19 protein-coding genes and 1 tRNA gene are annotated in these 19,070 nt (G+C 60.9%); 9 read left to right on the top strand and 11 right to left on the bottom strand.

Going from position 1 to position 19,070, the window contains the following annotated elements; genetic code table 11:
* Window positions 1–47: 47 nt before the first annotated feature.
* Genes secB through ACP7CZ_RS08670 form a run of 3 tightly spaced genes read right to left on the bottom strand, consistent with a single transcriptional unit; the run spans window position 48 to window position 1,238 of the window.
* The gene (gene secB / locus ACP7CZ_RS08680) at window positions 48–527 is read right to left on the bottom strand and encodes a protein-export chaperone SecB (protein WP_032894017.1); all 480 of its coding nucleotides are present in this window, start codon (window positions 525–527) and stop codon (window positions 48–50) included.
* Between the two features lie 41 nt (window positions 528–568).
* A complete protein-coding gene (grxC, locus tag ACP7CZ_RS08675) occupies window positions 569–823 on the bottom strand; it encodes a glutaredoxin 3 (protein WP_003171118.1) in 255 nt (84 codons plus the stop codon).
* Between the two features lies 1 nt (window position 824).
* The gene (locus tag ACP7CZ_RS08670) at window positions 825–1,238 is read right to left on the bottom strand and encodes a rhodanese-like domain-containing protein (protein ID WP_032901811.1); all 414 of its coding nucleotides are present in this window, start codon (window positions 1,236–1,238) and stop codon (window positions 825–827) included.
* Window positions 1,239–1,389: 151 nt separating this feature from the next.
* Here ACP7CZ_RS08670 and gpmI point away from each other — a divergent pair, with 151 nt between their 5' ends.
* The 4 genes from gpmI (at window position 1,390) to ACP7CZ_RS08650 (ending at window position 6,590) form a co-directional block, all read left to right on the top strand.
* The gene (gpmI, locus tag ACP7CZ_RS08665; RefSeq protein ID WP_262020031.1) at window positions 1,390–2,916 is read left to right on the top strand and encodes a 2,3-bisphosphoglycerate-independent phosphoglycerate mutase; all 1,527 of its coding nucleotides are present in this window, start codon (window positions 1,390–1,392) and stop codon (window positions 2,914–2,916) included.
* Between the two features lie 258 nt (window positions 2,917–3,174).
* A complete protein-coding gene (locus ACP7CZ_RS08660; RefSeq protein WP_294172795.1) occupies window positions 3,175–4,470 on the top strand; it encodes a murein hydrolase activator EnvC family protein in 1,296 nt (431 codons plus the stop codon).
* Between the two features lie 30 nt (window positions 4,471–4,500).
* Window positions 4,501–5,814 (top strand): S41 family peptidase, encoded by a 1,314-nt coding sequence (locus ACP7CZ_RS08655; protein WP_034125537.1) that lies wholly within the window; start codon window positions 4,501–4,503, stop codon window positions 5,812–5,814.
* Between the two features lie 2 nt (window positions 5,815–5,816).
* A complete protein-coding gene (locus ACP7CZ_RS08650) occupies window positions 5,817–6,590 on the top strand; it encodes a divergent polysaccharide deacetylase family protein (RefSeq protein WP_054897548.1) in 774 nt (257 codons plus the stop codon).
* Between the two features lie 110 nt (window positions 6,591–6,700).
* Here the strand turns inward: ACP7CZ_RS08650 and ACP7CZ_RS08645 are convergent, their stop codons facing one another.
* The 7 genes from ACP7CZ_RS08645 to ACP7CZ_RS08615 all read right to left on the bottom strand — a co-directional run bounded on the left by ACP7CZ_RS08645 (window position 6,701) and on the right by ACP7CZ_RS08615 (window position 12,510).
* Window positions 6,701–7,456, bottom strand: coding sequence for a substrate-binding periplasmic protein (locus ACP7CZ_RS08645; protein WP_294172803.1), 756 nt, complete (start codon window positions 7,454–7,456; stop codon window positions 6,701–6,703).
* A gap of 66 nt (window positions 7,457–7,522) precedes the next feature.
* The gene (gene hisF, locus ACP7CZ_RS08640) at window positions 7,523–8,293 is read right to left on the bottom strand and encodes an imidazole glycerol phosphate synthase subunit HisF (RefSeq protein WP_003187786.1); all 771 of its coding nucleotides are present in this window, start codon (window positions 8,291–8,293) and stop codon (window positions 7,523–7,525) included.
* Window positions 8,294–8,302: 9 nt separating this feature from the next.
* A complete protein-coding gene (gene hisA / locus ACP7CZ_RS08635; protein WP_032894030.1) occupies window positions 8,303–9,040 on the bottom strand; it encodes a 1-(5-phosphoribosyl)-5-[(5-phosphoribosylamino)methylideneamino]imidazole-4-carboxamide isomerase in 738 nt (245 codons plus the stop codon).
* A 39-nt stretch (window positions 9,041–9,079) separates the two neighbouring features.
* Window positions 9,080–9,337 carry a DUF2164 domain-containing protein gene (locus ACP7CZ_RS08630; protein ID WP_032894032.1) on the bottom strand — a complete coding sequence of 86 codons (258 nt, stop codon included), beginning with the start codon at window positions 9,335–9,337 and terminating at the stop codon, window positions 9,080–9,082.
* Window positions 9,338–9,976 carry an imidazole glycerol phosphate synthase subunit HisH gene (gene hisH, locus ACP7CZ_RS08625; protein WP_054897551.1) on the bottom strand — a complete coding sequence of 213 codons (639 nt, stop codon included), beginning with the start codon at window positions 9,974–9,976 and terminating at the stop codon, window positions 9,338–9,340.
* On the bottom strand, window positions 9,976–10,572 hold the full coding sequence (gene hisB, locus ACP7CZ_RS08620; protein WP_003187781.1) for an imidazoleglycerol-phosphate dehydratase HisB: 597 nt from the start codon (window positions 10,570–10,572) through the stop codon (window positions 9,976–9,978). Before hisB ends, hisH begins: the two co-directional genes overlap by 1 nt.
* Before the next feature lie 276 nt (window positions 10,573–10,848).
* On the bottom strand, window positions 10,849–12,510 hold the full coding sequence (locus tag ACP7CZ_RS08615) for an OFA family MFS transporter (RefSeq protein ID WP_019819976.1): 1,662 nt from the start codon (window positions 12,508–12,510) through the stop codon (window positions 10,849–10,851).
* Window positions 12,511–12,836: 326 nt separating this feature from the next.
* On the opposite strand from ACP7CZ_RS08615, the gene ACP7CZ_RS08610 reads away from it, so the two are divergent.
* The 5 genes from ACP7CZ_RS08610 (at window position 12,837) to ACP7CZ_RS08590 (ending at window position 17,409) form a co-directional block, all read left to right on the top strand.
* Window positions 12,837–15,053, top strand: coding sequence for an AsmA family protein (locus tag ACP7CZ_RS08610; protein ID WP_072445788.1), 2,217 nt, complete (start codon window positions 12,837–12,839; stop codon window positions 15,051–15,053).
* On the top strand, window positions 15,050–16,117 hold the full coding sequence (gene mutY / locus ACP7CZ_RS08605) for an A/G-specific adenine glycosylase (protein ID WP_034125531.1): 1,068 nt from the start codon (window positions 15,050–15,052) through the stop codon (window positions 16,115–16,117). The genes ACP7CZ_RS08610 and mutY overlap by 4 nt, the downstream gene beginning before the upstream one ends.
* Window positions 16,114–16,386 (top strand): oxidative damage protection protein, encoded by a 273-nt coding sequence (locus ACP7CZ_RS08600; protein ID WP_034125530.1) that lies wholly within the window; start codon window positions 16,114–16,116, stop codon window positions 16,384–16,386. The genes mutY and ACP7CZ_RS08600 overlap by 4 nt, the downstream gene beginning before the upstream one ends.
* Window positions 16,387–16,489: 103 nt before the next feature.
* Window positions 16,490–16,565 (top strand) — tRNA-Phe (locus ACP7CZ_RS08595).
* A gap of 172 nt (window positions 16,566–16,737) precedes the next feature.
* Complete coding sequence (locus ACP7CZ_RS08590) at window positions 16,738–17,409, top strand: hypothetical protein (RefSeq protein WP_034125529.1); 672 nt, start codon at window positions 16,738–16,740, stop codon at window positions 17,407–17,409.
* Between the two features lie 36 nt (window positions 17,410–17,445).
* Here ACP7CZ_RS08590 and ACP7CZ_RS08585 read toward each other — a convergent pair whose 3' ends face one another.
* A complete protein-coding gene (locus tag ACP7CZ_RS08585; RefSeq protein ID WP_054919522.1) occupies window positions 17,446–19,053 on the bottom strand; it encodes an ArnT family glycosyltransferase in 1,608 nt (535 codons plus the stop codon).
* Between the last annotated feature and the right edge of the window lie 17 nt (window positions 19,054–19,070).

The raw sequence follows: 19,070 nt of genomic DNA, 5'->3' as shown, positions 1-19,070 counted from the left end.
TCCCACACAAGCCCGCTCCCACATTTAGAACGGCATCGCTCAGCAAATTACTGAACGGTTGGCGCGCCTTCCTGTTGCATGCGCTGCAGCTCTTGGGCGTACAGGGCATCGAAGTTCACCGGGGCCAGCATCAGGGCCGGGAACGAGCCACGGGTGACCAGACTGTCCAGGGTCTCACGGGCATACGGGAACAGGATGTTCGGGCAGAACGCACCCAGGGTGTGGCTCATGGACGCTTCGTCCAGGCCCTGGATCAGGAAGATACCGGCCTGTTGCACTTCAGCGATGAAAGCGACTTCTTCACCATTCTTGACGGTGACCGACAGGGTCAGCACGACTTCGTGGAAGTCACCTTCCAGGGATTTCTGACGGGTGTTCAGGTCCAGCGCAACGCTTGGGGTCCACTCCTGACGGAAGATGGCCGGGCTTTTTGGCGCTTCGAACGACAGGTCACGCACGTAGATCCGCTGCAGCGAGAACTGTGGGCCTTGAGCTTCTGCTGCTTCGGTGTTCTGTTGATCAGTCATCGCAGATCCTTCTTTATCTTGGGTTCTTGAGGGTTTAGGCGTCAGGCGGACAGCAGCGCATCAAGTTTACCGGCGCGCTCCAGAGCGAACAGGTCGTCGCAACCACCGATATGCCGGGTGCCGATCCAGATCTGCGGGACCGACGTGCGGCCAGCCTTCTGGGCCATTTCGGCGCGCACCTGGGGCTTGCCATCGACCTTGATCTCTTCAAAGGCAACACCCTTTTTCTCAAGCAAGGCCTTGGCCCGCATGCAGTAAGGGCACCAATCGCTGGAATACACGACAACCTGGCTCATATCACTTCACCAACGGCAGGTTATCGCCACGCCAGCTGCTGATACCACCCGACAGCTTGGCGGCGGTGAAGCCGGACTTGAGCATCTCACGGGCGTGGGTGCCGGAGTGCTGGCCCTGGGCATCGACCAGGATGATGGTCTTGGCCTTGTGCTTTTCCAGTTCGCCCAGACGCGCAATCAGCTTGTCCTGGGGAATGTTCAGGGCGCCAACGATATGGCCGGCGGCATAATCCTTGGCCGGGCGAATATCGACGACCACGGCCTCATCCTTGTTGACCAGCGCGGTCAGCTCCGACGTGCTCAGGCTGCGACCACCGCGGCTCAGTTCGTGAGCGATCAGCAGCGCCAGCAGGATGACGAAGGCGCCCACAAGCAGGTAGTGGGCAGTGGCAAATGCAATCAGGTGATCAACCATCAAGGAGGTTCCAGGGCGTTAAAATGGCGGTAAGTATACACAGCCGCCAGGGGGGGCCAACCCCCGTAAAGCGGTGACGTGGTTGGAACTTCGCTTTAAACTGCCACTCCCTTTTCAATTGTCTTCCTTTATTAGCGCCGCGAGAGGATCTATGACTACCACGCCTAAACCTTTGGTCCTGATAATTCTCGATGGCTTCGGACACAGTGAAAGCCACCACGACAACGCGGTGTACTCGGCCAACAAGCCGGTACTGGACCGCCTGACCGCCACCGTGCCCAACGGCCTGATCTCAGGTTCCGGCATGGACGTGGGCCTGCCGGACGGCCAGATGGGCAACTCGGAAGTCGGCCACATGAACCTAGGTGCCGGACGAGTGGTGTACCAGGACTTCACTCGTGTCACCAAGGCGATCCGCGATGGCGAGTTCTTCGAAAACCCGACCATCTGCGCCGCGGTCGATAAAGCCGTTGCCGCCGGCAAGGCCGTGCACTTCATGGGCCTGTTGTCGGACGGCGGCGTACACAGCCATCAGGATCACTTGGTCGCCATGGCCGAACTGGCGTTCAAGCGCGGCGCTGACAAAATCTATCTGCACGCCTTCCTCGACGGCCGCGACACGCCGCCTAAAAGCGCGCAATCCTCCATCGAACTGCTGGATACCACCTTCGCCGCCCTGGGCAAGGGCCGTATTGCCAGCCTGGTGGGCCGTTACTTCGCCATGGACCGCGACAACCGCTGGGACCGTGTCGCCCAGGCCTACAACCTGATCGTCGACGGCCAGGCCGAATTCAACGCGGCCACCGCCCAGGAAGGTCTGGAAGCGGCCTACGCCCGCGGTGAAAGCGATGAATTCGTCAAAGCCACCACCATCGGCGAGCCGGTGAAAGTCGAAGACGGCGACGCCGTGGTGTTCATGAACTTCCGCGCCGACCGCGCCCGTGAACTGAGCCATGTGTTCGTCGATGAAGGCTTCAAGGACTTCGAACGCGCGCGCCAGCCGAAGGTCGAGTTCGTCATGCTCACCCAATACGCCGCCAACATCCCGGCCCCGTCGGCGTTCGCCCCGGGCAGCCTGGAGAACGTGCTGGGCGACTACCTGGCCAAGAACGGCAAGACCCAACTGCGCATCGCCGAAACCGAGAAATACGCCCACGTGACGTTCTTCTTCTCCGGTGGCCGCGAGGAGCCGTTCCCCGGCGAAGAGCGCATCCTGATCCCGTCGCCAAAAGTCGCTACCTACGACTTGCAGCCGGAAATGAGCGCACCGGAAGTCACCGACAAGATCGTCGACGCCATTGATCACCAGCGTTATGACGTGATCGTCGTCAACTACGCCAACGGCGACATGGTTGGCCACAGCGGCAACCTGGAAGCGGCGGTCAAGGCCGTGGAATGCCTGGATAAATGTGTTGGTCGCATCGTCGACGCGCTGGAAAAAGTCGGCGGCGAAGCGCTGATCACCGCCGACCATGGCAACTGCGAACAGATGTCCGACGAATCCACCGGCCAGGCGCACACCGCGCACACCACCGAACCGGTGCCGTTCATCTACGTCGGCAAACGTAACCTGAAAGTGCGTGAAGGTGGCGTGCTGGCGGATGTGGCGCCCACCATGCTCAAGCTGATGGGGTTGGAACAGCCGAAGGAGATGACCGGGACCTCGATCCTGGTCTGATCCAAAGTACGCCACAAAACAGTGTGGGAGCGGGCTTGCCCGCGATAGCGGCTAATCAGTCGACATCTATGTCGCTGACCCACCGCAATCGCGGGCAAGCCCGCTCCCACATTGGTTTTGTGGTGTTTGATAGATGTCTTTTTGCCATACCATCGCCACTCGGCGGCTATCTTGCCCTACCGCCCCAATTGGGCGTTTTTTTTGCAGCGCTTGGCGGGCATACTAGGCCGTCCTTTTCCCCTGGTGTCGCCCGCCTCTATGCTTCGCGCCTTGATAACCCTTGCTCTTGTCTGCCTGCTCCAACCGGCGTTTGCCGATGAGCGCGCACAAACCCAACAACAGTTGGACGCTACGCGTCAGGACATTACCGAGCTGAAAAAGCTGCTCGGCAAGCTCCAGGAAGAAAAATCCGGGGTGCAGAAAGACCTGCGCGGCACGGAAACCGAAATGGGCAAGCTGGAGAAGCAGGTCCAGGAGCTGCAAAAAGAACTAAAGAAGAGCGAGTCGGAACTGGAGCGACTCGACGCTGAGAAAAAAAAACTCCAGAGCGCACGCGTTGAACAGCAACGCCTGATCGCGATCCAGGCCCGTGCCGCGTACCAGAGCGGCCGCCAGGAATACCTCAAGCTGCTGCTCAACCAGCAGAACCCGGAAAAATTCGCCCGTACCCTCACCTATTACGACTACCTGAGCCAGGCGCGCCTGGCGCAATTGAAGGGGTTTAACGAAACCCTGCGCCAATTGGCCAATGTCGAACAGGAAATCGCCGACCAGCAATCGCAGTTGCTCGACCAGAAAACTGCCCTCGACACCCAGCGCGACCAGCTCGATAAAGTACGCAAGGAACGCCAGCAGGCCCTGGCCAAGCTCAACAGCGACGTAAAAGCCCGCGACGCCAAGTTGCAGGCCCGCGAGCAAGACCAGGCCGACCTGGCCAAAGTCCTCAAGACCATTGAAGAAACCCTGGCCCGCCAGGCACGCGAGGCCGAAGAAGCGCGGCAAAAAGCGCTGATCGCCCAGCAGGAAGCCGAAAAAAAGCGTCAGCGTGAGGCCGAACTGGCTGCCACCACCGACGCTCCGACCCCGCGCAAACCGGCGCGTGCAGCGCCTGGCCCGTTGGTTTCCAGCAGCGGCGAGTCGTTCGGCGGCCCTTTTGCTTCAGCACGAGGCAAACTTCCATGGCCGGTTGATGGTCGATTACTGGCACGCTTTGGGGAAACCCGTGGCGATGACACCCGCGCCAAGTGGGATGGCGTGATGATCAGCGCCTCTGCCGGCAGCCAGGTCCACGCGGTGCACGGTGGGCGCGTGGTGTTCGCCGATTGGTTGCGGGGCGCCGGCTTGCTGGTGATTCTTGACCACGGTAATGGCTATTTGAGCCTTTACGGCCACAATCAGACACTACTCAAGTCGGCAGGTGATGTTGTAAAAGCCGGTGAATCCATCTCCACTGTCGGTAACAGTGGCGGCCAGGACACCCCGGCGCTGTACTTCGCTATTCGTCAGCAGGGCCGCCCGAGCGACCCTGCACAATGGTGCCGGTCCCAAGGATAGGGTCGCATCTACATTAGGAGTTCGTTCGACATGCTGCATTTGTCCCGCCTCACTTCGCTGGCCCTGACGATCGCCCTGGTGATCGGCGCGCCTCTGGCTTTTGCCGACCAGGCCGCACCGGCTGCACCTGCCATGGCTGCGACGACCAAGGCGCCATTGCCGCTGGACGAGCTGCGCACCTTTGCCGAGGTCATGGACCGGATCAAGGCAGCGTATGTCGAACCCGTAGACGACAAGGCCCTGCTGGAAAATGCCATCAAGGGCATGCTCAGCAACCTCGACCCGCACTCCGCTTACCTGGGCCCGGAAGATTTCGCCGAGCTGCAGGAAAGCACCAGCGGTGAGTTCGGCGGCCTGGGCATCGAAGTGGGCTCCGAAGACGGCCAGATAAAAGTGGTCTCGCCTATCGACGACACCCCGGCGTCCAAGGCCGGCATCCAGGCCGGCGACCTGATCGTGAAGATCAACGGCCAGCCGACCCGTGGCCAGACCATGACCGAAGCCGTCGACAAGATGCGCGGCAAGCTCGGCCAGAAGATCACCCTGACCCTGGTACGCGACGGCGGCAACCCGTTTGACGTGACCCTGGCCCGTGCGACCATCACGGTCAAGAGCGTGAAAAGCCAGCTGCTGGAGTCGGGCTACGGCTATATCCGTATCACCCAGTTCCAGGTCAAGACCGGCGACGAAGTGGCCAAGGCCCTGGCCAAGCTGCGCAAGGACAACGGCAAGAAGCTCAACGGCATCGTGCTTGACCTGCGCAACAACCCAGGCGGCGTGTTGCAGTCGGCGGTCGAGGTGGTCGACCACTTCGTCACCAAGGGCCTGATCGTCTACACCAAGGGCCGTATCGCCAACTCCGAGTTGCGCTTCTCGGCCACCGGCAACGACCTCAGCGAGAACGTGCCACTGGCGGTATTGATCAACGGCGGCAGCGCCTCGGCCTCGGAAATCGTCGCCGGCGCCCTGCAAGACCTCAAGCGCGGTGTGCTGATGGGCACCACCAGCTTCGGCAAAGGCTCGGTGCAGACCGTATTGCCGCTGAACAACGACCGTGCACTGAAGATCACCACGGCGCTGTATTACACGCCGAACGGCCGCTCGATCCAGGCCCAGGGCATTGTGCCGGACATCGAAGTACGCCGCGCCAAGATCACCAACGAGATCGATGGCGAATACTACAAAGAGGCCGACCTGCAAGGCCACCTGGGCAATGGCAACGGCGGTGCCGACCAGCCAACCGGCAGCCGCGCCAAGGCCAAGCCGATGCCGCAGGACGATGACTACCAACTGGCCCAGGCGCTCAGCCTGCTCAAGGGCTTGAGCATCACCCGCAGCCGTTGATCATGCGTCTTGCCCTGATCTTCGCTGTGCTGTGCAGCCTGGCGGGGGTCGCTCAAGCGGCCACTGCCAGCGAACCGCACAAAGCCTACCTGACGCTTATCATCGACGACCTGGGGCAAAACCTGCCTCGGGATCGTCGCGTGCTTGCGCTACCCGGCCCGGTGACCGCCGCCATCATGCCGGACACGCCCCACGCCGCCGAATTTGCCCGTGAGGCCCACAAGGCTGGCAAGATCGTGATCCTGCACATGCCCATGGACCCGGCCACCGGCCCATTCGCCTGGCACCCGGAGCTGTCCATCGAAGAACTGGGCAAACGCCTGGACGCGGCATTTGAAGCCGTGCCCTACACCGCCGGCATCAACAACCACATGGGCAGCCGCATGACCGCACAACCGGCAGCGATGGCCTGGCTGATGGGTGAGTTGCAACGGCGTCACAAGTTCTTCGTCGACAGCCGCACCAGTGCGCAAACCGTCGCCGCCGCCGAGGCGCAGAAGATCGGTTTGGCCCATGTGTCGCGGGATGTATTTCTCGATGACGAACGCACCGAGGCGGCGATTACCACGCAACTGCAGACCGCGATCAAACTGGCGCACAAGCAGGGTTCGGCAGTCATGATCGGGCATCCTTACCCACAGACGCTGGCGGTACTGGAGCGCGAATTGCCCAAGCTCAAGGCGCAGGGCGTGGAGTGGATCGATATCAAGTTGATGATCAGCGTGCGCAGTAATCGGGCGATGAGTGCCCACGGCAAAAACGGCATCTATCGCTGACAGTCACTGTGGCGAGGGAGCTTGCTCCCGCTGAAGCGCGAAGCGCTCCCACGATTTTAGGGCCGCTACGCAGCCCAGCGGGAGCAAGCTCCCTCGCCACAACAGCTCACTTACAGATATTGCGCCATGATTTCGTCTATACGGCCGCTGTTGCGTAACTCATCCAATGCGGCCTGGAGCCTGGCCACCACCTCATCCGACACGTCTTTGTTCAACGCCAGGTAAAGCTGCGCACTGTTGAAGCGCAATACCGTCTTGAGCCCGTTCACCCCCACCTGCCGCGCCAGGTAACGCCCAGCGGGGTCGCCTGTGGCCCAAAGGTCGACCTGGCGTTCCATAAGCTTTTGCGCATTATCCTGGTCACGCAGGGCGACTATCGGCTTGAGCCCCTGCTTGTCCAGGCTTTCGGCAATGGCATCGCCTTTGTAGGCGCCAATCTTGTAGCGGCGCGCTTGCTCCAGATTTTCCAACTCGATCTTGCTGTCTGCCTTGGCCAGCAACACCCAATCGTCCGGGCCGATAGGGCCGACCCATTTGAACAAGGCTTCACGATCTGGCAACCGCGCCATTACAAACACGCCGTAACCTGGCTGTTCCAGGGCGAGCTTGTAGATTCGCTCCCAAGGAAAACGCAGAGTGAGGTTGTAGGAAATGCCAGCGCGCTTGAAGGTTTCGCGCACGATGTCCACGGCAATGCCTTCGATGTTCTCGTCCTTGGCGAAGTTCTTGCCGTTTTTCGCCATGTTGTAGGGCGGGAAATTTTCCGTCAGCAACACCAGGGAGGCGTCAGACGGTTGTTCGGCGTGTGCCGGAGCCACCATGAGCATGGAGGAACTGGCGAGGGCGAGCAGCAGGTGTTTGAACATGAAGGCTACCGGAATCCATGGCAAGCGCAGAGAGTGCCGCGAGCCTGCCATGGTGTCCAGCAGCGTTTAGCGCACGACGATACCGCGCGCTGCCATGTAGGCCTTGGCCTCGGGCACGGTGTATTCGCCAAAGTGGAAAATACTCGCCGCCAGCACCGCGCTGGCGTGGCCTTCAAGCACGCCATCGGCCAGGTGTTGCAGGTTGCCGACGCCGCCCGACGCGATCACCGGGATGCCCAGTGCATCGCTGATGGCGCGGGTGACGCCCAGGTCGAAGCCGTTTTTCATGCCGTCCTGGTCCATGCTGGTCAGCAGGATTTCACCGGCGCCCAGGCCTTCCATCTTCATCGCCCACTCCACCGCGTCCAGCCCGGTAGGCTTGCGCCCGCCGTGGGTGAAGATCTCCCAGCGCGGGGTTTCGCCCGGGCCGGAGACCTTCTTGGCGTCGATAGCCACCACGATGCATTGCGAACCGAAGTGCTGCGCGGCTTCGCCGACAAACTCGGGGTTGAACACCGCGGCGGTGTTGATCGAGACCTTGTCCGCACCGGCATTGAGCAGGTTGCGGATGTCTTGCACTGTGCGCACGCCGCCACCCACGGTCAGCGGGATAAACACCTGGCTGGCCATGCGCTCGACGGTATGCAGCGTGGTATCGCGGCCATCGACGCTGGCGGTGATGTCGAGAAAGGTAATCTCGTCGGCACCTTGCTCATCGTAGCGACGGGCAATTTCCACCGGGTCGCCGGCGTCACGGATGTTCTCGAACTTGACGCCCTTGACCACGCGACCGTTGTCGACGTCCAGGCAAGGGATGATGCGTTTGGCCAGCGCCATGGTCAGTCCTCAGCCGTTGTAGGCGTCGCAGTAAGCCTGGGCTTCGGCGACGTCCAGAGTGCCTTCATAGATCGCACGGCCGGTGATGGCGCCGATGATCCCAGGCGCCTTGGCGTCCAGCAGCGACTTGATGTCGCCCAGGTTGTGGATGCCGCCGGAAGCGATCACCGGAATCTTGGTGGCCGCTGCCAGGGCTGCGGTGAAAGGTACGTTGCAGCCCTGCATCATGCCGTCTTTGGCGATGTCGGTATAAACGATGGCGGACACGCCATCGGCTTCGAACTGCTTGGCCAGGTCGATCACTTGCACGGTGCTGATTTCAGCCCAGCCGTCGGTGGCGACGAAGCCGTCCTTGGCATCCAGGCCGACGATCACCTTGCCAGGGAACGCGCGGCAGGCTTCGGCGACGAAGGCTGGGTCTTTCACGGCCTTGGTGCCGATGATCACGTAGCTCACGCCCGCTTTCACGTAGTGCTCGATGGTTTCCAGGGAGCGGATACCGCCGCCGATCTGGATCGGCAGGGTCGGGTAGCGCTTGGCGATGGCGGTGACCACCTCGCCATTGACCGGCTGGCCTTCGAAGGCGCCGTTCAGGTCCACCAGATGCAGACGACGGCAGCCCCCTTCTACCCATTTGGCAGCCATGCTCACCGGGTCATCGGAGAACACGGTGGAATCTTCCATGCGGCCTTGGCGCAGGCGGACACAAGCGCCGTCCTTGAGATCGATAGCGGGGATAATCAGCATCTGGCAAACCTTATTCGATATTCAGCAATGCTTGGGAAATCAGGGTTTCTCAAGCGACCACAAGTCGCTTTCGATGCTTTCGAACCTTTCTTTAAGGAGCGTCTGCGTGTCGAAAATCGCCCTGTTGTAATAATGCGGCGCCACTTCGGTGGTGAACAACTCAAGAATTTCGGCGACCTCGAACGAGCCCAGCTTGAGCTCGAAGCGGTCTTCCATGAACCGCTTGATCTTGTCGGTAGCCTCACGTTCCTGCTCGGGCGCGAGGTTCAAGATCGGCGGCTTCGGCTTCCTCGCCATTTACCAGCGACCATCCCACGCGGCGAAATTCTGCAGCAATTGCAGGCCATGGGTATGGCTTTTCTCCGGGTGAAACTGCACGGCAAAGCGCGAACCATCGGCCAGTGCGGCGGCAAAATCGACGCCGTAATGCCCGCCACCCACCACCTGGCGCGGGTTACCGGCGGCGATGTAGTAGCTGTGCACGAAGTAGAAACGCGCCATGTCCGGGATGTCGTGCCACAGCGGGTGGTCGACGGTGCGGCGCACTTCGTTCCAGCCCATGTGCGGGACTTTGAGGTGCTCGCCATCTTCATGCAGGTCTTTGCCGAAGAACTTCACCTGCCCTGGAAACAGGCCAATGCAGTCGACACCGCCGTTCTCTTCACTGCTGTCGAGCAAGGCTTGCATGCCCACGCAGATACCGAGGAAGGGGCGGTCCTGGCTGACTTCGCGCACCAGGCTATCAAAGCCCAGGCGACGGATCTCGGCCATGCAATCGCGAATCGCGCCGACGCCGGGGAACACCACACGGTCGGCTTCGCGAATCACGTTGGCATCGCTGGTGATCAGCACCTTGCCGGCGCCTACATGCTCAAGGGCCTTGGCCACCGAGTGCAGGTTACCCATGCCGTAATCGATAACCGCGACCGTCTGCATTACAGGACGCCCTTGGTCGACGGCATTTGCCCGCCCATGCGCTCATCGACTTCCACGGCCATGCGCAGTGCGCGGCCGAAAGCCTTGAACACGGTTTCGATCTGGTGGTGAGTGTTGGTGCCGCGCAGGTTGTCGATGTGCAGGCTGACCAGTGCGTGGTTGACAAAGCCCTGGAAGAATTCCTGGAACAGGTCGACGTCAAAGCCACGGCCCACGTTAGCGCGGGTGTACGGCACGTGCATCTGCAAACCCGGGCGACCGGAGAAGTCGATGACCACACGGGACAGCGCTTCATCCAACGGGACATAGGCATGGCCGTAGCGACGGATGCCTTTTTTGTCGCCGATGGCCTTGGCAAACGCCTGGCCGAGGGTGATGCCCACGTCTTCCACCATGTGGTGGTCGTCGATATGCAGGTCGCCTTTGCCGACGATATCCAGGTCGATCAGCCCGTGACGGGCGATCTGGTCCAGCATGTGCTCAAGAAAAGGTACACCGATATCAAATCGGGCCTTTCCGGTGCCATCCAGGTTGATCGAGGCTTTGATCTGGGTTTCCAGAGTGTCGCGCTCGACAGATGCCTTACGTTCGGCCATCACCAGCTCCGCAAAATCATTGGGCGAAAAAGGCAGCCATTATAGGGGCGCAGGCGCTAAACAGAAACAACGAAGGGGATAAGACTGACGAGTTGGAGCGAGGAATGTCGGGGATAGACATGTGCATACATGTGAGCATGGGCTTATGTGGGAGCTGGCTTGCCTGCGATGCAGACACCTCGGGGTATCAGTTACACCGCAGTGATGCTATCGCAGGCAAGCCAGCTCCCACACAAGCCCGGCCCCACAGGAGCCGGGCCCACCCTTATTGCGGTGTCAGTGGAACAGTACCGCCGTCTTCTGCAGGGTCACCCACACCCCCCACGCCAGTGGAATACCCACTACCAGCCACGCAGCAATCGCCAGCGGCTTGCTGGCGGCGGAGGCCTTCCACTCCAGCACGGTGGTGGCATCGGCACCTTTGTCATGGCCCAGCGCCTGTTCGGCGGCAAGTTCTGCATCAGTCATGAAGTACTTGTCGGCCACCGGGCGCACCAGCAGGTTGCAGATGAAGCCCAGCACCAGCAGGCCGGCGAGGATGTACAAGGTGATGTCGTAGGCCGCGGCGCGTTCAACGCCGATGCTCAACTGGTATTCACGCAGGTAGTTCACCAGCACCGGGCCCAATACGCCCGCTGCGGCCCAGGCGGTCAACAGGCGACCGTGGATCGCGCCAACCATCTGAGTGCCGAACAGGTCCGCCAGGTAGGCCGGAACCGTGGCAAAACCACCGCCGTACATCGACAGAATGATGCAGAACGCGGCCACGAACAGCGCCACGTTACCCAGGTGCCCCAGGTTCGGGATCAGCGCGTACAGGGCAAAGCCCAGGGCGAAGAACACAAAATAGGTGTTTTTACGCCCCAGGTAGTCGGAGAACGACGCCCAGAAGAACCGGCCACCGATGTTGAACAGGCTCAACAGGCCGGTAAAACCAGCGGCAATGGCTGCAATGGAGGCCAACTGACCCGCATCCAATTGACCAAATGGCACATCAACACCCAGCAACTTGCCGCCGAACACTTCCTGCAGCAGTGGCGAAGCCATGCCCAGGATGCCGATACCGGCCGACACGTTCAGGCACAGCACCAGCCATACCAGGCGGAACTGCGGGGTTTTCCACGCGACATTCACATGCACATGGCGGTGAGTGATCATCGCATTGCTGGCTTTTTTCGCCGGAGCAGTCCAACCCTCAGGCTTCCAGCCGGTTGGCGGCACGCGATACAGCAGTGCACCACCGATCATGAACACGAAGTAAATCGCCGCCATGACCACAAAGCTCTGCCATACACCGACGCTGGTCGGTGAAGAGAAATGGCCCATCAGCGCCGCGGCCAAAGGTGCACCCACCATCGCGCCGCCGCCAAAGCCCATGATCGCCATGCCAGTGGCCATGCCGCGCTTGTCCGGGAACCACTTGATCAAGGTCGAGACGGGCGAGATATAGCCCAGGCCCAGGCCAATACCGCCAATGACCCCGGAGCCGATCCACATCAGCCAGATCTGGTGGGTATAGATACCCAAGGCCGAGATCAGCAGGCCACCACACCAGCACAGCGCCGAGACAACACCAGCCTTACGCGGCCCGGCGTGTTCCAGCCAACCGCCCCAGATTGCTGCGGAGCAGCCCAGGAAGATGAAGAACAGGGTATAGATCCAGCCCAGCATGGAGATGGGCCAGTCGCATTGGGACGAAAAGACTTGGGCGATAAAGCTCATGTCCGGCGCGCAGGCCACAGGTGCGGTGATGCCCAGCGCCTTGGACAAGGGCAGCCAGAACACCGAGAAGCCGTAGGCCATGCCGATGCACAAGTGGATGGCCAGTGCGGCCGGTGGAACCAGCCAGCGGTTGAAGCCCGGCTTGGCGATGATGCGCTCCTTGGACAGGAACGCAGGCTGTGCGGCGGCATTGCCGGCCACAGTGCTAGTGCTCATTGGTGTTTCCCCCAGTTATTGGTATGCGTCCGTCAGGCGCTCTCTCCCTCGGCCTTGCACGCAAAGCGTGGCCGTTTTGTTGAGTGAAGCTCCCTTTTAGGCGCGACGTTAAGTCGCAGAAGGCGGACGAACGTGCAGAGATTAGCACCAGTGGATGACGGAAAAATCAAACTGCCACTACCTTTTTTCGATTATCTGTATTTTCTTGACGTCAAAATCCCATTTCCGCACCGGTGGATACAATGTAACGATCCGTGAACTGACGCCGGCCTTCGGGCGTTATACTCTGCGGCTAAATTTTGAAATCGACATACAAGGACTCGCCCATGAAAGCGTTCGGCAAAATCCTGGGTCTGGTACTTCTCGGGCTGTTGCTGATCATTGTGGCGCTCGGCTTTGCCCTGACCCACCTTTTCGATCCCAACGACTACAAAGAAGAAATTCGCCAGATAGCCCGCGACAAGGCCCACATCGAGCTGACGCTCAATGGCGATATCGGCTGGAGCCTGTTCCCCTGGCTGGGCCTGGAGCTTCATGAAGCCAGCGTCGCAACCCTGACCGCACCGACTCAACCGTTTGCCGACTTGCAGATGCTCGGCCTCTCGGTGCGCGTACTGCCGCTGCTGCGCCGCGAAGTGCAGATGAGCGATGTGCGTGTCGAGGGCCTGAACCTGCGCCTGAACCGCGATAAGCAAGGCCACGGCAACTGGGAAGACATCGGCAAGAACCTGCCCGACGAAACCGCCGGTGCCCCCGCTCCCGCGCCGGTCGAACCGGTGGCTGAAACCAAGCCGGAAAAACCGCCGCAGCCGATCCGCCTGGACATCGACAGCCTGACCATCAACAACGCCCGCGTCGAATACACCGATGAACAGACCGGTAAGCAATTGAGTGCCGAAAGTATCCAGTTGAGTGCCGGTGCCATCCACGAAGGCGCCAGCATCCCGCTGAAACTCACGGCGTTCCTGGGCAGCAACCAGCCGCTGATGCGGGTCAAGACTGAGCTGAACGGCAACTTGCGCATCCAGCGCGCGCTCAAGCGTTATCAGTTCGAAGACATGCGCTTGAGTGGCGAGGCTACCGGTGAGCCGTTGCAAGGCAAGACCGTGAGCTTCTCCACCCAGGGCCAACTGCTGGTGGACCTGGCGGCCAACGTCGCCGAATGGACCAACCTGAAACTGGCGGCCAACCAACTGCGCGCCTTGGGGGAACTGAAGGCCAATGACCTGGACAAAACCCCGCAGATCAGCGGCGCCCTGTCGGTTGCCCAGTTTGACCTGGCCAAGTTTCTTGAGAGCGTCGGCCACCCACTGCCTGCCATGGCCCCAGGCAGCCTGAGCAAGGTCGAACTGGTGAGCCGCCTCAAGGGCACGCCCACCAGCGTCGCCCTGGAAAACTTGAACCTGAAGCTCGATGCCAGCACCTTCACCGGCCGCATCGCCGTGGATGACTTCGCCAAGCAGTCACTGCGTGTGCAGCTCAAGGGCGATACCTTCAATGCCGACAATTACCTGCCGGCCAAATCCGAAGCCGCCAAAGGCGCAACCGCCGCACGCCAGGCCGAAGTACAGAGCAGCGAAGCCGGCGCCATGGCGGCAGGCGGCAGTACACCATTGCCGGAGGCGCCAACCAAAGGTGCCTGGAGCAACGACAAACTGCTGCCGCTGACGCGCCTGCGCAGCCTGGACGTGAATGCAGACCTGGCCTTTGGCGAACTGACCCTGAGCCAGTTGCCCATTCAGAACGCGGTGCTCAAAGCCTCTGGCATTGACGGGCAACTCAAGCTCGACACCCTCAGCGGCGGTCTCTACAACGGCACGTTCCAGGCCAACGGCACACTCGACGTACGCCAGGACACGCCAGTGCTGGCCCTGCAAAGCCACATCAAGCAGGTGCCCGTTGAGCGCATCCTGCAGGCCCAAGGGAAAAACCCGCCGGTCAAAGGCCAGCTCACCCTCGACAGTAACCTCAACGGCCGTGGCAATAGCCAGAAGGCCTTGATCGACAGCCTCAACGGCACCGCCAGCATCGTGATCAACAACGGTGTGCTGCTCAATGCCAACATCGAGCAGCAACTGTGCACCGGCATCGCCCTGCTCAACCGCAAGACCCTGAGCGCCACACCAGGCGGCAAGGACACGCCCTTCCAGGAACTGCGCGGCAACCTCACGTTCCGTAACGGCGTGGCCAGCAACCCCGACCTGAAAGTACGTATCCCTGGCCTGACGCTCAACGGCAACGGCGATGTGGATTTACGCGTGCTGGGCATGGACTACCGCGTCGGCATCATCGTCGAAGGCGACAAGCGTGACGTGCCGGACCCAGCCTGCCAGGTCGGCGCCAACTTCCAGGGCATTGAGGTGCCCCTGCGCTGCCGAGGCCCGCTTGAGCTTGGCGCCAAGGCCTGCCGCCTGGACAAGGACGGCCTGGGCCAGGTCGCCCTCAAGGCTGCCGGCAACCGCCTCAACGAGAAGCTGGAAGAGAAACTCGACAAGGTTAACCCCAAGCTCAAAGACGCATTGAAAGGCCTGTTCAACCGATGAGAAACGAGCAGTTTTCACAAGCGGTGCTGGACTGGTACGACCGCCATGGCCGCCACGACCTGCCTTGGCAACAGGACATCACCCCTTACCGGGTGTGGGTGTCGGAGATCATGCTGCAACAGACCCAGGTCAGCACCGTGCTCAACTACTTCGACCGGTTCATGGCGTCCCTGCCGACCGTCGAAGCCCTGGCCGCTGCGCCGGAAGATGAAGTGCTGCACCTGTGGACGGGCCTGGGCTACTACACCCGGGCGCGCAACCTGCAGAAGACCGCCAGGATCGTGGTGGCCGAACACGGCGGCGAATTCCCCCGCGACGTGGAAAAGCTCACCGAGCTGCCGGGCATCGGCCTGTCCACCGCTGGCGCGATTGCCAGCCTGAGCATGGGCCTGCGCGCGCCGATCCTCGACGGCAACGTCAAACGCGTGCTGGCGCGCTTTACCGCGCAAGAGGGTTACCCGGGCGAGCCCAAGGTCGCCAAACAGCTGTGGGCCACCGCAGAGCGCTTCACACCCTTTGAGCGCGTCAACGCCTACACCCAGGCCATGATGGACATGGGCGCCACCCTGTGCACCCGCAGCAAACCCAGCTGCCTGCTGTGCCCGCTGGAAAAAGGCTGCGAAGCCCACATGCTGGGCCTGGAAACACGCTACCCGATCCCGAAGCCGCGCAAGACCATCCCGCAAAAGCGCACGCTGATGCCCATGCTGGCCAACGCAGAGGGCGCGATCCTGCTTTACCGTCGCCCGTCTACGGGCTTGTGGGGCGGCTTGTGGAGCTTGCCGGAGCTGGACGACCTGCAAGACCTGGATCACCTCGCCAACCAGCACGCGCTGGCGCTGGGCAAGCATCAGGAACTGCCCGGGCTGGTCCACACTTTCAGCCACTTCCAACTGGCCATCGAACCCTGGCTGGTCCAGGTCGAGGAAACCGCCCATCACGTGGCCGAGGCCGACTGGCTCTGGTATAACCTCGCCACCCCGCCGCGCCTGGGCCTTGCCGCCCCGGTGAAAAAACTGCTGAAGCGCGCGGCCGACGTATTGAACGCAGGAGTTTCGTCATGACCCGCACCATCATGTGCCGCAAGTACAAAGAAGAACTGCCAGCCCTGGAGCGCCCTCCGTACCCAGGTGCCAAGGGCCAGGACATCTACGAGCACGTCTCCGCCAAAGCCTGGGGCGACTGGTTGAAACACCAGACCCTGCTGATCAACGAAAAACGCCTGAACATGATGAACGCCGAAGACCGTAAATACCTGGCCGGCGAAATGGACAAGTTCTTTTCCGGCGAGGAATACGCCAAGGCCGACGGCTACGTGCCGCCTGCTCAATAATTGATCAAAAACCAGGGTCTGCACGTAAGCGACGGTAATAATTAAATATTTTTTGAAAACTTGCTTGACGACCCCCTGAAAAACCCGTTTAATGCGCCCCGTTGCCCAGATAGCTCAGTCGGTAGAGCAGGGGATTGAAAATCCCCGTGTCGGCGGTTCGATTCCGTCTCTGGGCACCAAAATACCGAGAAACCCCAAGGAACAATGCGTTCCTTGGGGTTTTTTATTGCCTGCGATTTAATGCGACTCACGCATTTACGGACACGATGTCGCAGCAGGACGATTGAGGGTTATTTTTGGCTGGACTCAATCGTTCAGCCTTTACCCAAATCTCAGTTGTAAGGTTTTTTCATGACCCGCTTCTTGCTTTGCACCCTGTTACTACTGACCGCCCTGCTCAGTGGGTGTGCCACGCAGCTGGACGTAGCGATCAACGCGACGCCTGATCCCGACTATCACTTCGACCGGCAGGCAACCGTGCTGGTGACCTCCACTGGCGGAAGTGATGAAAACTCACTCAATGCTCGCTACTACCTGCGTGACATGGTCCGCGCCATGCAGGACCAGGGCTTTCGCAATGTCTTCACCGACACCACCCTGCCCAAGAACCACGCGCCGATCAAAATGACCGTCACCCTGGACGTCGACAGCAAGCAGGTGACGTATCGCTATACCGCCACCGAATACGGGCAGGTGGCAAAAAGCACCACCACTCAATGCAAGAAGAACAAGAAAAAGACCGACCAACTGACCTGCACCAGCACTCCAAACACCTCCTACGGCCCGGTAGGGACCTCGGAGCGCACCGGCTACACCACGCTCACCACCTTCCGGGTCACCGCTCGTGATGAAGTGAGCAGGCGCGCTGTCTACCTGCTAAGGGCGTCGTCCTATAACGACGACTGCCAAGCCGCCAAGGTCGAAGCCTTCCTGGTGCAGCAGGGTTTGCAGAACCTGAATTTCCAGGACCGCGTGCAGCGCAATTACACGGTCACGATGCCTGAAAGCTTCCGCTGCAAATAATCATCTGCTCGACAGGCCCTTGGCTCAAGGGCCTCCTTACTTGAGCAAGAACACCATCAACGGGTTGTCATTCAAGCGCCCTTGATAGCTCGGCGCCAGGTGCTCCACCGGCGACCCCTTCAACAGCGCGGTCTCCTTGCGCGACACGATCACCCAGGAGGGCCGGGGCAGCGCCGCCAACTTCTCAAGCTCGTGACGCCCGACAAACAGCGGCTGTTCATCGTGATCCAGGTTCATCATGTAGCGCACCGCCCAGGTATCCCGGGCCAGATCGACAAACACCAAGGGACCTGGCTGCGTCTGGCGCAACGCCTCCACCTGGCTGACAAACCGCCGGGTGTCGAATTGCAGGTCCTTGGCCGGCTCTATCACTGTCACAAGCAACAGCCATTGCGCCACCAGCGCGATCAGACTGAGCCACACCAACCGCCATGCTCGCTGCCAGGCAATCAACGCTGCGGCTTGCAGCACCACCAGCACGCCGATCATCAACGGCAAGGAAATCTCCGGCCAGTAGCCCTGCTTGTGCCAGGCGTGTCGACACACAAACAACACAACCACGCACAACGCCGGCAGCGCCGCGACCAGCCATTCGTAGCCACGACGCACGCCCACCAGCCAGCCTTGCGCATGCAGCAGCCCATAGGCAGCGACAGCCGCAAACATCGGCACCATCGGCAGAATGTAATAAGCGCGCTTGAAGTGCGGTACCGACAGGCCGAGCAGAATCATCAAGCCGCAGCCCCCGAACCGCACCAGCAATTGCAGGTGCTCATTGCCCCAACGCTCGGGCCAGCGATGGCGCAACGCAAACAGGGTCGCAAACGCCAGCGGAACCACCGGGAAGTAGCGGTACAAGCTCAGTTGGAAGTAAAAGTAAAACGGCTCACCCGACTCATCCAGACGCCCACCGACTTGCATCTTGAAGACTTCATCGGCAAACGCAGCGCCACCACTGAACCGCGCAAGCTTCATCAGCAGCCACCAGCACGCTGCGAGCAACACCAGGCCGGCAACGCCGTGGATCAGCACCTGCCGGACACGCTCTCCCGGCTTGCCCAATGCCCAATACACACACACCACCCCGCAGACTTCAATCAACCCCAGCGGCCCACGTATGGCAAAACCCAGGATGAACAGCGGGAACACCGCCAGTTGCCTCAGCCGTGACCCGAGGCGTTCGCCGGTGTGCAGCAGATAGAAACTGCCCACGCATAACAACGCGACCATCTGATCCAGGCACACCGAGCGCGACTTTTCGAGTAACTGGGCGGTGAGCAGCGTGAGCAGCACCGTCAGCAGCGACCAGGCACGGCTGTAGGGTGCCAGCAGGCGATACATCAGCGCGATCACCCCCGCCGACGCGAGCGCTGTGGGCAGCACATTCGCCAAGTGGTTCGGCGCGTCAAACAAGCGGGCGAATAGATAACTGAAGAAGGTCGCGGTGCCGGGGTAATCCGCATAGGGCTGGCCGTAGGTGGTGGGGAAAAGACTCGCGCCATGGCGATACATTTCCTGCATGAACAGCGCCCAACGCCCGTCAAAACCCTGGGGCTGCTGATCCCAGATACCTACTGTGAACAACAAGAGAGCGACCAGGAAAATACCCAGTGACTCCAGGCGAAAACGGTTGCGGTGATCCATCGGTTGACCTGTCAGGT

The sequence above is a fragment of the Pseudomonas sp. DWP2-2 genome (assembly GCF_049897065.1).
In the GTDB taxonomy this organism is placed as follows: Bacteria; Pseudomonadota; Gammaproteobacteria; order Pseudomonadales; family Pseudomonadaceae; genus Aquipseudomonas; species Aquipseudomonas paracarnis.
Note: the sequence above shows the minus strand (reverse complement) of the source record. Positions and strands in the feature narration are given on the sequence as shown.

Coding starts and splice junctions, on each gene's coding strand:
- secB (WP_032894017.1), bottom strand. CDS start 527: ATGACTGATCAACAGAACACCGAAGCAGCAGAAGCTCAAGGCCCACAG.
- grxC (WP_003171118.1), bottom strand. CDS start 823: ATGAGCCAGGTTGTCGTGTATTCCAGCGATTGGTGCCCTTACTGCATG.
- ACP7CZ_RS08670 (WP_032901811.1), bottom strand. CDS start 1,238: ATGGTTGATCACCTGATTGCATTTGCCACTGCCCACTACCTGCTTGTG.
- gpmI (WP_262020031.1), top strand. CDS start 1,390: ATGACTACCACGCCTAAACCTTTGGTCCTGATAATTCTCGATGGCTTC.
- ACP7CZ_RS08660 (WP_294172795.1), top strand. CDS start 3,175: ATGCTTCGCGCCTTGATAACCCTTGCTCTTGTCTGCCTGCTCCAACCG.
- ACP7CZ_RS08655 (WP_034125537.1), top strand. CDS start 4,501: ATGCTGCATTTGTCCCGCCTCACTTCGCTGGCCCTGACGATCGCCCTG.
- ACP7CZ_RS08650 (WP_054897548.1), top strand. CDS start 5,817: ATGCGTCTTGCCCTGATCTTCGCTGTGCTGTGCAGCCTGGCGGGGGTC.
- ACP7CZ_RS08645 (WP_294172803.1), bottom strand. CDS start 7,456: ATGTTCAAACACCTGCTGCTCGCCCTCGCCAGTTCCTCCATGCTCATG.
- hisF (WP_003187786.1), bottom strand. CDS start 8,293: ATGGCGCTGGCCAAACGCATCATCCCTTGCCTGGACGTCGACAACGGT.
- hisA (WP_032894030.1), bottom strand. CDS start 9,040: ATGCTGATTATCCCCGCTATCGATCTCAAGGACGGCGCTTGTGTCCGC.
- ACP7CZ_RS08630 (WP_032894032.1), bottom strand. CDS start 9,337: ATGGCGAGGAAGCCGAAGCCGCCGATCTTGAACCTCGCGCCCGAGCAG.
- hisH (WP_054897551.1), bottom strand. CDS start 9,976: ATGCAGACGGTCGCGGTTATCGATTACGGCATGGGTAACCTGCACTCG.
- hisB (WP_003187781.1), bottom strand. CDS start 10,572: ATGGCCGAACGTAAGGCATCTGTCGAGCGCGACACTCTGGAAACCCAG.
- ACP7CZ_RS08615 (WP_019819976.1), bottom strand. CDS start 12,510: ATGAGCACTAGCACTGTGGCCGGCAATGCCGCCGCACAGCCTGCGTTC.
- ACP7CZ_RS08610 (WP_072445788.1), top strand. CDS start 12,837: ATGAAAGCGTTCGGCAAAATCCTGGGTCTGGTACTTCTCGGGCTGTTG.
- mutY (WP_034125531.1), top strand. CDS start 15,050: ATGAGAAACGAGCAGTTTTCACAAGCGGTGCTGGACTGGTACGACCGC.
- ACP7CZ_RS08600 (WP_034125530.1), top strand. CDS start 16,114: ATGACCCGCACCATCATGTGCCGCAAGTACAAAGAAGAACTGCCAGCC.
- ACP7CZ_RS08590 (WP_034125529.1), top strand. CDS start 16,738: ATGACCCGCTTCTTGCTTTGCACCCTGTTACTACTGACCGCCCTGCTC.
- ACP7CZ_RS08585 (WP_054919522.1), bottom strand. CDS start 19,053: ATGGATCACCGCAACCGTTTTCGCCTGGAGTCACTGGGTATTTTCCTG.